The sequence below is a fragment of the Acidobacteriota bacterium genome (assembly GCA_040754075.1).
In the GTDB taxonomy this organism is placed as follows: Bacteria; Acidobacteriota; Blastocatellia; order UBA7656; family UBA7656; genus JBFMDH01.
This window is the reverse complement of sequence record JBFMDH010000015.1, coordinates 24,743-38,374: the sequence shown is the minus strand read 5'-3', so window position 1 is coordinate 38,374 and position 13,632 is coordinate 24,743. Positions and strand designations below refer to the sequence as shown.

The 13,632-nt window shown below is 50.4% G+C and carries 13 protein-coding genes; 1 reads left to right on the top strand and 12 read right to left on the bottom strand.

The window, feature by feature from the left end:
• Positions 1-72: 72 nt before the first annotated feature.
• The 10 genes from AB1757_16825 to pfp all read right to left on the bottom strand — a co-directional run bounded on the left by AB1757_16825 (position 73) and on the right by pfp (position 10,480).
• Positions 73-702 carry a cysteine peptidase family C39 domain-containing protein gene (locus tag AB1757_16825; protein MEW6128706.1) on the bottom strand — a complete coding sequence of 210 codons (630 nt, stop codon included), beginning with the start codon at positions 700-702 and terminating at the stop codon, positions 73-75.
• A 30-nt stretch (positions 703-732) separates the two neighbouring features.
• A complete protein-coding gene (locus AB1757_16820; protein ID MEW6128705.1) occupies positions 733-1,023 on the bottom strand; it encodes a hypothetical protein in 291 nt (96 codons plus the stop codon).
• 91 nt (positions 1,024-1,114) lie between these two features.
• Positions 1,115-2,221 (bottom strand): DUF3500 domain-containing protein, encoded by a 1,107-nt coding sequence (locus AB1757_16815; protein MEW6128704.1) that lies wholly within the window; start codon positions 2,219-2,221, stop codon positions 1,115-1,117.
• Between the two features lie 223 nt (positions 2,222-2,444).
• On the bottom strand, positions 2,445-4,337 hold the full coding sequence (locus AB1757_16810; GenBank protein MEW6128703.1) for a hypothetical protein: 1,893 nt from the start codon (positions 4,335-4,337) through the stop codon (positions 2,445-2,447).
• A 318-nt stretch (positions 4,338-4,655) separates the two neighbouring features.
• Positions 4,656-5,654 carry a mechanosensitive ion channel domain-containing protein gene (locus AB1757_16805; GenBank protein ID MEW6128702.1) on the bottom strand — a complete coding sequence of 333 codons (999 nt, stop codon included), beginning with the start codon at positions 5,652-5,654 and terminating at the stop codon, positions 4,656-4,658.
• A gap of 217 nt (positions 5,655-5,871) precedes the next feature.
• Positions 5,872-6,087 carry a type II toxin-antitoxin system HicB family antitoxin gene (locus tag AB1757_16800; protein ID MEW6128701.1) on the bottom strand — a complete coding sequence of 72 codons (216 nt, stop codon included), beginning with the start codon at positions 6,085-6,087 and terminating at the stop codon, positions 5,872-5,874.
• Positions 6,084-6,272 (bottom strand): type II toxin-antitoxin system HicA family toxin, encoded by a 189-nt coding sequence (locus AB1757_16795; GenBank protein MEW6128700.1) that lies wholly within the window; start codon positions 6,270-6,272, stop codon positions 6,084-6,086. The genes AB1757_16800 and AB1757_16795 overlap by 4 nt, the downstream gene beginning before the upstream one ends.
• A gap of 112 nt (positions 6,273-6,384) precedes the next feature.
• The gene (locus AB1757_16790; GenBank protein ID MEW6128699.1) at positions 6,385-7,683 is read right to left on the bottom strand and encodes an aminotransferase class V-fold PLP-dependent enzyme; all 1,299 of its coding nucleotides are present in this window, start codon (positions 7,681-7,683) and stop codon (positions 6,385-6,387) included.
• A 211-nt stretch (positions 7,684-7,894) separates the two neighbouring features.
• Positions 7,895-9,139, bottom strand: a complete 1,245-nt coding sequence (locus AB1757_16785) for a 6-phosphofructokinase (protein MEW6128698.1) — start codon at positions 9,137-9,139, stop codon at positions 7,895-7,897.
• Positions 9,140-9,232: 93 nt separating this feature from the next.
• On the bottom strand, positions 9,233-10,480 hold the full coding sequence (gene pfp, locus AB1757_16780) for a diphosphate--fructose-6-phosphate 1-phosphotransferase (GenBank protein MEW6128697.1): 1,248 nt from the start codon (positions 10,478-10,480) through the stop codon (positions 9,233-9,235).
• Positions 10,481-10,615: 135 nt separating this feature from the next.
• Here pfp and lpxB point away from each other — a divergent pair, with 135 nt between their 5' ends.
• Positions 10,616-11,794 carry a lipid-A-disaccharide synthase gene (gene lpxB, locus AB1757_16775; GenBank protein ID MEW6128696.1) on the top strand — a complete coding sequence of 393 codons (1,179 nt, stop codon included), beginning with the start codon at positions 10,616-10,618 and terminating at the stop codon, positions 11,792-11,794.
• Positions 11,795-11,798: 4 nt separating this feature from the next.
• Here lpxB and AB1757_16770 read toward each other — a convergent pair whose 3' ends face one another.
• Both AB1757_16770 and AB1757_16765 read right to left on the bottom strand, forming a co-directional pair.
• The gene (locus tag AB1757_16770) at positions 11,799-12,596 is read right to left on the bottom strand and encodes a PadR family transcriptional regulator (protein ID MEW6128695.1); all 798 of its coding nucleotides are present in this window, start codon (positions 12,594-12,596) and stop codon (positions 11,799-11,801) included.
• A gap of 161 nt (positions 12,597-12,757) precedes the next feature.
• A complete protein-coding gene (locus AB1757_16765; protein MEW6128694.1) occupies positions 12,758-13,501 on the bottom strand; it encodes a DUF2470 domain-containing protein in 744 nt (247 codons plus the stop codon).
• Positions 13,502-13,632 lie beyond the last annotated feature (131 nt).

Here is a 13,632-nt window from a genome sequence, read left to right as displayed (position 1 = left end):
TAAAATAGCGAGCCTTTGGATTCAAGTTCGCGGCATATTTGAAATTTCATATTAAGGACAACCGGTTCCGGTTTAAGCGTTGTTTTTTGCAACGACCCGGATGGCGAAAATATCGCTGCCGAATTTTGATAAGGGTTCTAGTGACCGGCCATCGCCCAACGGGTCTTTGATTAAATATTCCTGCCCCGATTTGCCGACGATTAACACCCAGTGTTGAATGCTGCCGTTCAATAAAATTTTTGCGATGACCGGTTGTTGCGATTTTAAAGCATGGTCGATGGCTTCATGTGAAAGTGTGGGAATATCGACGCGGATTTTCTGTTCGGTGACGCTGGCGATTTTATTCCATTTCAACCACCCCTGTTCGGTGAAACCTTCCTGAGCCTTGAGCTTTTCATTGAGCGCATCGGGCGTCATTTCAATATCGTAATGCGCCAGCGCCATGCTCAATGAACAGATGGTGCAACCAACGGCGCGAAGCGGTTCGCGACTGCCACCGATTTCCTGTGTCGCCCAGCGTGAATCGGTTTGTAGAAAAATCGGCGATTCGGCGAAGTGAAATCGCGCTTCCACTCTGCCGCCAACCGCAGGGATAGATAACACTTCAGGGGATTTTCGTTTGTAGAAAAAATACAAAGTCGAAAGCAGCGCGATTAAAACGATTGATGCAGTGATCAGAAGGTATTTTTTATGAATCATCATAGCTAATTTTTTCTGTCACAAGCACGCAATTCACAAACCAGCTTCACCTTGTTTTGTTTTGATAATGGTGCCAACCGGAAAGACGCGCTCTAAAAATTCAAGCGTCGGTTTTTCGCGGAAAATTAAAGCCTGCTTATAGATTTGTTTGGACGGGTTGCAAAGCGCCTCAATGCCGGAAATCGTCAAGAATGGCGGTTCATCATGAGTCGGAATTTGCATACCGACTTTGATACCGTCACCGAGAATATGACCGATCAGCAAAACACCGCGCCTCGGCAAATCATAATGCCCGGTGACTTCAAATTGGGCGACCGCTTCCATAGTTTATAGGTTGTTGACCACCTTTACTGCTTTTTAATCACAACAAGACCCCGCCGCTACCGTAACGGGTACTGACCACTATCAACTACGCTCAATGATTATGCGGGTGCGGGTGTTGTTGGTAATGTTGCCGGAGTAAATCTTTGCCGTAATCGTTGCCGTTCGGCGTGCGCATTACCGTATGAATGTGTTCGCGATTGGGAACCCGCGGGTCAGCGGCGAGGTGGCGCAGGTTCGCGGGCAATTGATGGTCGAATTCAATGAGCACCACCGGGCTATGAATGCGGTAATAGAAAACGCTTGTCGCATCCGTCCCGCCTACCCACGCAAACCGGGTTTCATCCAAATGCGCCCGCACTTCATGCATTTTCACTTTGGCATGACCGTCGCGCATATTCGAGACATATTGATTGATGAGGTCGAGGAGTTGTCTTTTTTGTTGTGCAGAAAACTCCGCTGCGCGAACCCCTGCATAGTCCAACACCACATTATCTTTATAGGCTTCGCCGACGTTGTTATTGCCGGTCTTGGAAACCTGAATGATGGCTTTCTGGCGTTGCCCATCGGTAAGCGCGTTGATCATCGCCAAGCCCATGCGTTGCTCGTCCTGCAAAATCGTCGTGCCTTTGAATTTTCCTTCACGAGCCGTAACCGGTTCCGAACCGAAAAATGCCGGACTCATTACCACTTGGTCGCCCATCACAAAATAGTTGATGATGGCGTGATGCCCGTCGAGTTGCCATCCCCAGGGTTCTTTATCCGATGGCTTGCCCATCAAGGTAATCCAGTAAAGCCATTCGCCATATTGGAAAAAATCATTGTTGTTGAGTTCACCCAAAGTATGATTGAGTCGCATGATGTCGCGCGTAAGTTTCAAGCCCCTGGCGCTCAGTGATGCCCGCAACAAACCGATAGCGGCTTGGCGTTGCGCATCGGTCATCTCTTTGAAACTGACACCCTGGCGAACGTAAAAATGCTGATTCATCCATTTGCGCCATTCGTCGTCATCAATAGCGAACATGGATTTGCCGCGTTGTTCGTCGCTAAGCGTTGCGATGTAGATTTCGGCGGCTTTACGCACCGGCGCTATGGAAACGCCTGTCGAGCGAATCGGAAAGAGGTTAGGGATAACTGTGCCGTTGGTGGTGATGCCTTTGAAAGGCTCAGCAAGCCCACGGGTCTCGGCGGCTTTCGACATCTGCTTGAAACGCTCTAAAAGTTCGCTCTGCGAAGGCGGTTGTTGAAGTGACTCAGGACTTGCGCCAAAGGCTGCAAAGAGCAGAAAAAAACAGGGCAAAAAACTGACAGTGAGGTTTAAATGTTTATTGATTGACAAACAGAGCGCGCGCATTTTTCTCTACCCTCCTGGATTGATGTGTGCGCGCAATCTCTATCACAATTGCGCCCGTTTCAACAAACGGTTAAGGTCTGCCGGGTCTTCCTCCTCCAATACTGATGCCGCCGCGCCCGCCGAACCGGTTAAAGTTATTTTGCGATCTGCCGCCAAGCACCTGACGGGCGATGGTGAGTCGCGCCATGAGTCGCGCTTCGGAAATCTGGAATTTATCGGCGGTGGTCAAGGCGCGGTCAAAATCTTTTTGCGCAAGCTGAGCAATCTGTTCGGCGTATTGATTGACCATCGAAGCGAGCCGGTTGCCGCCCTGGATCAACAACATTTCGCCGTCTTTGAAAATATTTACTTCAAATCCGCTCAACTGGCTTGCCGCCGGAAACAACTGGTTGAGTTGGTTGATGCCCGGGTCTAAGGCTTCAAAACTTCGCCCGGTGTCGAGTTCGATATAGGCGCGCGCAATCGCCAACTGGTCTTCGAGTTGATCATAACTCGACAGGCGTATGCCGATTAATTTCTGCGCCTCTTCAAGAATTTGGCTAGCCAGTTTCGGATTATTTTTCTGCTGTTGCCTGGATAAATCAATGAGAAAACCGACGCGCTCGTCATCGGAATTAAAGCGCGACAACGCCTGACGAACGCTATCCATTGTCAGTTCTTTCTCTTTCGCAGACATCTGTTTGCTTTCAATGGTCTTGAGCAGTTCGCCGCGCATGGCAGGGTCTACATGGTCATTGACGATTTGACGGGCGCGGTCAAAATTGCCTTCATTGATGGCTTTCGATGCCGCTTGATAATAAAGCTGGCGCTGCATATATTCGGGCGCGCTGGCGGCAGCCGCAACCAGATTTTCAGAAGTCCCCTTTTGCATCATCTCTCGGTATTCCGCGCCGCGATTAAAATCCATGCCCGCCTGACCGGTGCGCTGTCGCACGGCAGCCGCCCGTGTCGGCGCATATTTTTCGATTTGCGACATCAGTGAGCCGAGTTGCATCAGCAGCATCCGCGCATTCTCCTGTTCGCTTGCGCCCTGTCCCGTATTGAATCCGCGAGATTGCCCGCCAGCGCGTTGCCCGCCCTGGGTTGCCGAGGTATCTTTGAGCGCGGCAGTGATGAGTTGTTCAAGCAAACTTCGATAGGTAGCTTCATCGAGCACCGGTTGACTGCTATATTGAACGATTTGTACGCGCGCAGCCGAATTTTCGGCATTGGCATTTTCTACAGGACGCGGTCCCGACATCAATAACATCGAAACCATTCTGGCGGCTTCGGGTTTGGCAAGCAGATTTTCGGCTTGCAGTTGTTTGACCACTCTTTCGGTGAGCCTCGCGGCAGCGTCTTTATCTTTGCTTTGCAGGTCATAGATGACCTGGGTCAGTGAATACGGGTACTGGCCTTTGTCCAACCATTCTTCGGCGTTCTTGAGCGCCATCTGCGGGTCGATGCGGGCAATCTGCGCCATCAACGTCTGTTCCATATTACTTTCAAGGTTCGCTTGCTGGCGGTTAAATGGCGAATCACTGGTCGCGGGCAGGCGCGTCAAACTCAACAATTGATAAGCCAGCGTGGCGTTATGTTGGGCGGCGGTCATCACCAATTCCTGCCTGAGTTGCATCACCATATTGAAGCCCGGATCAAAGCCGCGACGATTATTGACGCGATTGGCAGACGCCACGCGCTGCAATTCCTGCAAGGCTGCGCCCGCTGCATCGAACATCGCCCGCGCCTGTCCCTCGTTACGCATCCACAACAAATCGCCAAGTTGAATCTGCAATCGTATGCGGTTTTCAGGAAGTCTGAGGCTGCTGCTTTCGACAACCACCTGTTCGAGCAACGCCACAGCCTTTTTCTCAGGCGCGGCTTTTTCGTCTTCGGTGGCAGATTCCTGTGCCTGCGCGGTTAAGGTGAGGCAAATGAATAATCCGAAAATCAACGTCAGGGCTTGCAATTGTTTGTTTATCATCTCAGTACCTCTTAAAGTGGCTTGTAAATTTGTAGCGACGATTTATTCCACTACGGGTTAATACCGCCGCTTTGGAGATTCGGCTTCAAAATTCTGAAAACCTTTGTTGATTCCGGTCTTTTGAAGCTGTGCTGTTTTATGGATGCCCAAACAGTGCGCTTTGTTGCAGCGCGGCGCAGCGTTTAACGCTGCCGAACCAATCGTGATGATGTTGTAAAAAATAAAAAATTCATTGCCTGTAGAAATCAATGATTTGGAAATACCTGAAAGTTTACCCGTCACTCTCTAAGCTTTTATCGCTTAACTTGGGAAAAAGTTTCATTCTTCGCTTTTGACTTTGGCTTCGAGGCTCGACAACCTGATGCCTTCGACGATTTCGCCTCCCTGTGCCGCTTTGTGATTCTTCGATTTTCGCTTATTCAATTTCACCACACCGCCGCGAATATGGAAATCGCGTTGCAAAACCGGAATGGCAATGCCCGTTTCATTGAATAGTTGATGAATATGGCGATTGATGTCGCTACGAATGCGTTGATGGTCGTGCGGCGCATCCGTCCAGATTAACAACTCAAATTTCAAAGACGAATCACCATGCCCTATAAACCGCACTATCGGTTTCGGCTCCGTCAGCACGTGAGCAATGTCCGATGCCGCTCTGATTAAGGTTTCGGTCACGGCATCAAGGTCGCTTTTTTCCGAAGTTTCAACGGGAACTTTAATTCTCACTTTTGAACTATATGACCAGTTGATGACGCGATTTTTCACGAGTTCGGAATTGGGCACGATAATCGTCACCTGATCATTGGTTATAAGCATCGTTGAACGCAGATTGATTTGCGCGACGCGACCTTCCATTTCACCGAGTTTCAAATAATCGCCGACCCGCAAGGGTCTTTCAAAAAGCAAGATGAACCCGGCAATCACATCGCCGGTGATGGCTTGCAATCCAAAGCCGATGCCAACCGATAAAAAGCCGATGACCACGGCAATCCCTGTGAGGTCTGCGCCAAAGCCCGCTTTCAAAGCGTAAATGATGCCGAAGAAAATGATGAGATAATGCACCATTCTGAGCATGGTGTATTGCAGCCCCCGGTCGATGTTTGAAAACCTTGGCAACACCCGTTTATCGAGTATGCTTCTGATGAAGCGCGAAACCAGCAGGGTGATAAAAATAACCGCTGCAAAAATCACCAGGCTGAGAATCGAAATTTTAAAATTGTTGTAGTTGATAAACGGATACTGTAAATAGTCTTGAATTTTATTAATGACGGCTTTGCCGGAAAGCGGTGGTGCAGGTTCCTGAAAAATCAATCTCATCCCTCCAATACTTTAATCAGTTCGTGAGGTGACATGGTAATCATAAAAAAAAATCTGTTGATTGCCTAACCGGAGTAACTGAGCAATCAACAGATTTTTGAATCTTGAAAAATTTAATCTATTTGCAAGCGGGTAAGCCCGAACGCATCACTTTTTCAACAGCATCACAGAAAATATCAATTTCGCCAATCGTCGTGTAGACATTCGCGAGGTAATTTTAAGCAGCTACTTCAACGTAGGAAGAATAACTGCTCGGCTCGGGAATTTCGCAACCTTCAAGTCGCAATCCCTCCAAATGAAATTCAATGGCTTCGCGAATATTTTTTTCGACCGCTTTTTTGGTTTTGCCGGTTGAGCCGCAACCCGGCACATCAGGCGAATATGCCGAATAGCCGGTAGCGGTTTTTTCAATGACGATAAGATATTTTTTCATGCTTTCAATCCCGCTTGTTTCAAAATATTGTTGAGCGTTCCGGGCGCAATGTCGTCGTTTTTATTGCCTGGAATCGTGACCACGCCGGCTTTTGTCGGATGCTTGAATTGATGGTGGCTGCCTTTGGTTCGCGCTAAATACCAGCCATCAGCTTCAAGCAGTTTGACGACTTCACGAACTTTCATCACTCAACCATAGGTCGCTTATGCGAAAGCGGTCAATCTCATAGTAATTTCAATCCGGTTTCACATTTGGCTCTTTCGCTACATTGGCAAAATCGCAACGCGACTGTGAGCTTTACGTCGGCAGTCCCGAACGAATCACCTTTTCAACAGCATCGCAGAAAATATCGATTTCGCGAATCGTCGTGTAGACATTCGGGGTGATGCGAATGCCGCTGTATTCGGCATGCACAATCGGCGTGCAGTTAATCCGGTATTTATCCCACAAATGACCGCCGAGTTTGACCGGGTCAACACCTTCAACCGAAAAATTCGCCAGCGCGCAGGATTGTGCAGGGTCATATGGTGTCAAAATTTTCACCCGTCCGGTTTTCTCCAAGCGACGCGCCCAACGGTTTTTCAAATAACGCAAACGCGCGGCTTTGCGTTCTGAACCAATGCCTTCATGAAAATTCAATGCCTCGGCAATGGCGTTATGATTTGCCGCCGGGTGGGTGCCAATCTCTTCAAATTTGCGAATGTCATCATCCTGCTTTTTATCGGCAGGCATCAATGGCCACAGATTTTTAATCTTCGCTTTGCGCACATAAAGCATCCCGGTGCCGACCGGCGCAAGCAGCCATTTGTGCAAACTGGTGCCGTAATAATCGCAATCGAGGTCAGCCTGTTTGAAGGGGAAATGGGCAAATGCATGCGCGCCGTCAACGATGACTTCGATTCCCTTTGCCCGCGCCATCTGGCAAATGCGTTTAATCGGAAAAATCTGTCCGGTTAGATTGGTGATGTGACAAACGTGTATGACACGGGTTTGCGGGGTGATGGCTTTTTCAAAAATCTCGAACAGATAATCCTGCGAAGGCGGCGGCACCGGAAAGGAAATCTGTTTGAGTTTAATGCCGTCGCGGCGTTCGCGCTGCATCCAGGTGTTAATCATACGCCCGTAATCCTGATTGGTGGTGAGCACTTCATCACCGCGTTTGAGGTCTAAACCGAGTTGGCAAATTTCCAGCGCCTCACTGGCGTTGCGGGTGATGGCAATCTCTTCCATATCGCATCCGAAAGCGTTCGCCAGCCCGCGTCTTACGCTTTCGATGTTGGGTTCAAGTAAGCGCCACATCGAATAACTCGGCGCTTCGTTGGAAATGTCCAGGTAACGTTTCAGGGTTTCGTGAACGATGCGCGGCGACGGGCAGACCCCGCCGTTATTCAAATTGATAATCGTGCGGTCGAGCGTAAAAGCATTCTGGATTTCGCGCCAGAAATCTTCATCCAAAGCCAGTTCTTCTGCCGGAACTTTATCAACGTGTTTAGTAGCGGCAAAGATGCGCTCAAGGCTGTCATCGCGAAACGAAGCGACCACGCTCAGGCTTGCGGCAGTGCCAAAGGTTCTTAAAAAATTTCTTCGAGTAAACATCGCTCCCCCTGAAATCGAAATGGTGTGGCGACAGTTTAAAGCTTTTTGATTTTGAATGCGAATGGATTAGGGTCATTGGGCAGTTGTCACTTGTCATTGGTCATTTGTCCGAAAGTGTTTTGCAAATGACCAATGATTGAACGTGTCAGTAGCCCGACCGTAAGGGAGGGCGCAAGACGCAAACGCCCTCCCTTACGGTCGGGCTACTGATTCAATGAGCGAATTTGCCGAAACGCGCTATAAAATCGTCCTTCGACAGACCACCGGCTTCGGCGAGTTTCGCAAGCCAGGCTTCGTCCTCAAAATCCTTTTTGCCGATGCGCACCATGTAATCACTCGCCACCTGATAACTTTCGGTGTCGACATCCACGAAACGCAAACGCCCACGTCCGGTCTGCGGGTCAATCACCTGATCAAATGGCACCGCTTCAAACTCGCCGCCCTGAATGGTCATCATGGCGTTTGAACCGCCGCCCAGCAGATAATTGACCGCCGCGTAACCGAGTTCACGCGCATACTCGGCATCGTAAGGAATCGGCGGCGCGCATCTCAATTCATAACCAATCGTCTTATCGACAATCGTTGCTTTGATGCCGCGCTGTTCCAGTCGTATCTGTACTTCGTTTTTCACTTTGCGACCGAGGTCAATTTCGGTGACGCGAATGTTGCCTTGCGCATCGCGGTCAACGTCCTGCAATTCGGCAACCTCTGCGGGGTCGAAATGTTCAACCAGGGCTTCGGCAAGCAGGACAACGCCATGCGCGCGACCAAGCGCCCGCCGTTTGATAATCGTGCCTTCAACGATGTCGCAGATTTCCGCAAGCGAGATGGTCTGTTTATGAAATTCTTCGGGAATGATGGTGCAGGTCGCGCCCGCGGCTTTGCCGATGCCAAGCGTCAAATGCCCTGTGGGTCTTCCCATAGTCACGCCGAAATACCAGCGTCCGGTGGTCTTGGCATCTTCCATCAAGGTATGCACCAGACCTACGCCGACGTGCCGCGCGGTTTCGTAACCGAGCGTTGAAACCGGCAACGGCAACCATAAATCGTTATCAATACTTTTCGGCACCTGCACGACTTTAATCGCGCCTGCGGTTTCACGTTCAATCGCCATCGAACTGCGAACCAAATCATCCCCGCCGATGGTCACCAAGCCTTCAATCTCCAATTTTTTCAACGCCGCGATGGCATTTTCCAAACTCCTCGCGTCGCGTGTGATGTCTGTGCGTGAAGCGCCAAGGATGGCACCGCCATCAAGGTGTATGCGCGACACTTCATTGATTGAAAGTTCATGCTGCTCATCCGTATAGCGTTCGACTAACCACTCGAAGCCATCGTGAAAACCGATAGGCGTGCAACGCATGTTGATTGCTTCGATAGTCACCGCAGAGATGACGCCATTCGTACCCGGCGCAGGACCGCCGCCAACTAAAACTCCAATTCTTTTTATTGCCATATGAATTAGTCAGGAGTCAGGAGTCAGGAGTCAGGAGTCAGTTACAGGAGTAAATTGCAAATGATCAATGACTGATGACCAATGACAAAATTATTATTTACCCAAATAATCAAATTTGTTGTGAAACTCTTCGACACTTAAATGTCCGGCTTTTGCCATTTTTTCCACCCAATCGGCGTCGGCAAAATCGGATGCCTGCAAACGAATCATGTATTCGCGAGCCACGCGGAACCCTTCGCTATCGACATTGACCTGACGCACACGGGTTTTACCGGTTGCCGGGTCGCGCAATTCATCGAAGGAAATCGGCGTCAATCGCCCGCCTTGAATGCTCACCATCGCGCCGCTTGCGCCGCCGAGCAAAAAGCGAATGGCGCTGTAACCCAGGTCGCGACAGTAAGCCGCATCGAATGGAATGGGGTCGGCGCATCTCAGTTCATAACCGATATTTTTATTGGTGATGGTGACGCGAATGCCGCGCATAGATAACCTTCCCTGCACTTCGGCTTTGACCTTGCGCGCCAAATCGACTTCGGCAAAGCGTATGTGCCCGTGTTCATCGCGTTCGACGTCCTGCAAGTCTGCAAGTTCCTGCGGGTCGAGTTTTTCAATCAACCCTTCGGCAAGAATCACCACGCCGAAATGTCTACGCATGGCGCGGCGTTTGATAATCGAGCCTTCAACGATGTCGCAGATTTCTTTAAACGACACAACGTCGCGGCGGAACTCTTCGCCAATCAAGGTAAGCGTTGCGCCTGCGGCTTTGCCGATGCCCAGTGCGAGGTATCCGGCTTTTCTGCCCATCGCCACGACAACGTACCAACGTTTGGTCGAGCGCGCATCTTCCATGAGATTGTGAACCAGTTCGACGCCAACATGCCGCGCGGTTTGATAACCGAATGTCGGGATGTGCGCCGGTAGTGGCAAATCGTTATCAATGGTTTTGGGAACATGGACGACACGAATCTGCCCGTCGGAATTTTCCGAAACGTACCTTGAAGAGAGCGCCGTGTCATCGCCGCCAATAGTGACCAGATGGGTGACACTTTTCGAGCGCAAAGTTTTGACGACCGCTTGAATCGCGGCGGCGGATTTCGTCGGGTTATCGCGCGCCGTGCCGAGCACCGAGCCGCCATCGAGATGAATGCGCGATACATCATCAATGGTAAGCGGACGAATCTTTGAAGCATCTTCGCGCATCAGAAATTTGAATCCGTCCTGTACGCCGACTACCTCAAAGCCTTCGTTGATGGCTTCGATGGCGGCAGCCGAAATCACCGCATTGATACCGGGCGCGGGACCGCCGCCTACGACAATTGCTAAAACAGGTTTTGCTGACATAGCGCCATTGTACCCTCAAACTCATCACTCTTCATAACCCCGCGAGATTCGTTTTATTTATTTTGAAATAAGTTTTAATTTTGAAGGGCGACTTGCATGAATTTATAATCGTGCTCACGCTGGTTAAGGCAACTCATGACTCAGGCTGAAACGATTTCGACACCACCGATAAAAACCCATCAACGAACTATCATGATTGTCGCAGGCGAAGCTTCAGGCGATAAACATGGCGCGGCTTTGGCGCGCGCGCTCGTCAAACTTTTTCCCGAAACCGAGTTCACTTTTTTCGGGTCAGGCGGCGAAGAGATGCGCGCCGCAGGCGTTGAAACTTTAGTCGATGCGCGTGAGGTCGCCATCATCGGCATTCCTGAAATCATTGGCGCGCTTGGCAAACTCTACGGCGCATTTCGCAAGTTGATTCACGCGGCAAGGATACGAAAACCCGATGCCGTCGTACTGGTTGATTGGCCCGATTTCAATATGCGAGTCGCCAAAAAGTTACATCGCGAAGGTTGCAAAATCATTTATTACATCAGCCCGCAGGTCTGGGCATGGCGGCGGTATCGCGTCAACGCCTTGAAACGCGATGTCGATAAAATGCTCGTCATCCTGCCGTTTGAAGAGGCGTTTTATAAAAATCAAAACATTGATGTTGAATACATCGGTCATCCGTTGGTTGAAGCCGTGCGCCTCACCCTTACACGCGAAGCCTTTGCCAGCCAACATGGACTCGATGCTTCGCGCCCGTTTATCGCTCTGCTTCCGGGCAGCCGTCACAAAGAGATTCATTACCATTTGCCGGAAATGCTCAAAGCAGCCCGTCAATTGAATGCTCCGCAATTTATTTTGCCGCTGGCGTCAACGGTTTCCCGCGAAACCATTGAAAAAGCGATTAAAGATTCCGGTGTTGAAGTAACGATAATCGAACGCGACACCTATAATGCCCTGGGGCACGCGGCGTTTGCGGTCGTCGCAAGCGGCACGGCAACCGTCGAGACGGCGCTTGCCGGAACCCCTATGGTGATTGTCTATCGCGGGTCGGAAATCAATTGGCGACTGATTCGCCCGCTCATTCAACTCGATACCTTTGGCATGGTCAACTTGATTGCCGGGCGTCGCATTATGCCTGAACTCATACAACATGACTGCACAGGCGAACGTATTGCCGAAACTGTTCAAGAAGTGTCAGGCGATTCAAGGCGACTGATGCAGATGCGCGAAGACCTCGCAGAAGTTCGCAGAAAGCTGGAAACCGGCGAGGGGTCGGTTCCCGAACGCGCCGCCCGCGCAGTGATGCGCCTCATCGATAAATAAAAAGTTATAAAAGATGGTCGGGTAAGGTTTCTTCAAGAGATGAATTTGTCTCTTCGGCAAATTTTTCGGTTGTCGCTTTTTCAAAGTCTTCAACGAACGATTCAACCTCCGGCTCACCAAAAATTTGCGCCTTGTGGGGTTGCGCCTCTACCGATTTGTCCGCTTCACCGATTGGCACACGATTGCGCGCTTTTGCGCTTGGTAATTGACTCGCGCGGTTCTTCGCGACCTTTGTAAACTCACTTGCCGGTTGCAGCCGTTTACCTGCGCCTGGCGGGTCGTTGATAATGGTTTGCCAGAACGCCAGGGCGGCGCGCTCAAAAAGCATTCCCATATCGAGAACCGCTAAAGGAAATCTCGCCCCGGCTTCGTCAAGTTGCCGCGTCTGACGAAGCGCTTCATATTCGGCGAGCCGCGCTTGATGCAAGTTGAGTTGTTGCGCGGCGAGCGTTTGAACATCGGCAGCGGTTGCGAGTTCGCCGAAATAGAGTTTCAAAAGCGCCAGGTCGCGAATTTCGATGGGTTCCTCGGTCGGTTCGCGCAGCCAATTTGCGAGCGCCGCGCGACCGCTTTCGGTAATCGTAAAGGTTCTGCGCCGCCGCCCGCTGCGTTCTCGCGACTCTTTCAGATATCCGGCTTTTTTCAGACGGTCAGGTTCGGCATAAAGTTGCGAATGCGGAAACGCCCAGAAATATTCGACCGTGTGATAGACCGCGCGCTTCAAATCATAAGGCGTCGCTGCGCCGAGTCGCGCCACCAAACCTAAGACCAGATAAGAAGTCGTCGTGAGATTATTCTGCATAAACAGCATCATAACATACTTTTCAAATCATCCGAAACAGATTATCTATAATTAATATTCAACCGCTACATTCAACTTCAAGATAAGACTTCAAGCCAAAAGCTCTGAAACAGACTATTGATTATTTTCTATAAATAAGCCGGTTAGCTATCAGGTTGTAATTAACCAATGATTTGTTGCGCCTGTCGAACCATTGCCACCGTGGCTTGGCGTAACTCTTCGGTAGTCGTAACCGGCGCGGGGAAATTCAAACGAAGGGGTTTGTGCATGCCTTTTTCGATGGCAATCAGGTCGAAACCATAACTATCAACGCGCAGCATCCTGGCGCTTTCGGCTTGGGTTGCGGCAAAAGCTTTGGCGTAAGCAATCATTGCGGCTTCGTGGTCTTCGTTCATGTGTTTACAGATGCCTTCGGCGTGCGGCGCTATCGCATCGAATTTTGCGTCGCCCGAACGATCAAACATCTCTTTGCCGTCAATCCAGTAGATGTTGCCAAACCCGCCAATGAAGCGCACCTGCAAGGTGTGAATGCGAAAGAGTGAAAAATCATGCATCGCAAAATAGCTGGCGGCACCGGGCACGGCGCTCAGATAACGATTGCGCGCATCTTCGATGAACGGTTCCGACACCGGCAACGCATAACCGACAAGCGTGGCGCGGGCGGCGGCTTGCTGGTCTACGGCTTTTGAATCCTGAATGAGAAAACTGACGCGGGCATCGGCGCGAACATTGCGCGTATGTTCGGCAATGTCGCTGATTAAAATCAACGGCTCGCCCGCATCAGTGAGCGCAAAGGGCGCAATTGAACCGAACGGAAAACCTTCCAAACGGCGTGACAAGGTGCAAAGCATGCCGTCACGTTCCGATTGAATAAACGCCTGCGCTTCTTTGATGTATTCCTGCATTACTGTCCTTATATTGATAAATCCATGACTTTACGACGGTCAGAGACCGGCGCTCAACGGGTTGTGGTATTTATAATCTGCAATAAAAGTGAACCAAGCTTGAATCGCCCCTTCTCGCTTGCTCCCTTTCT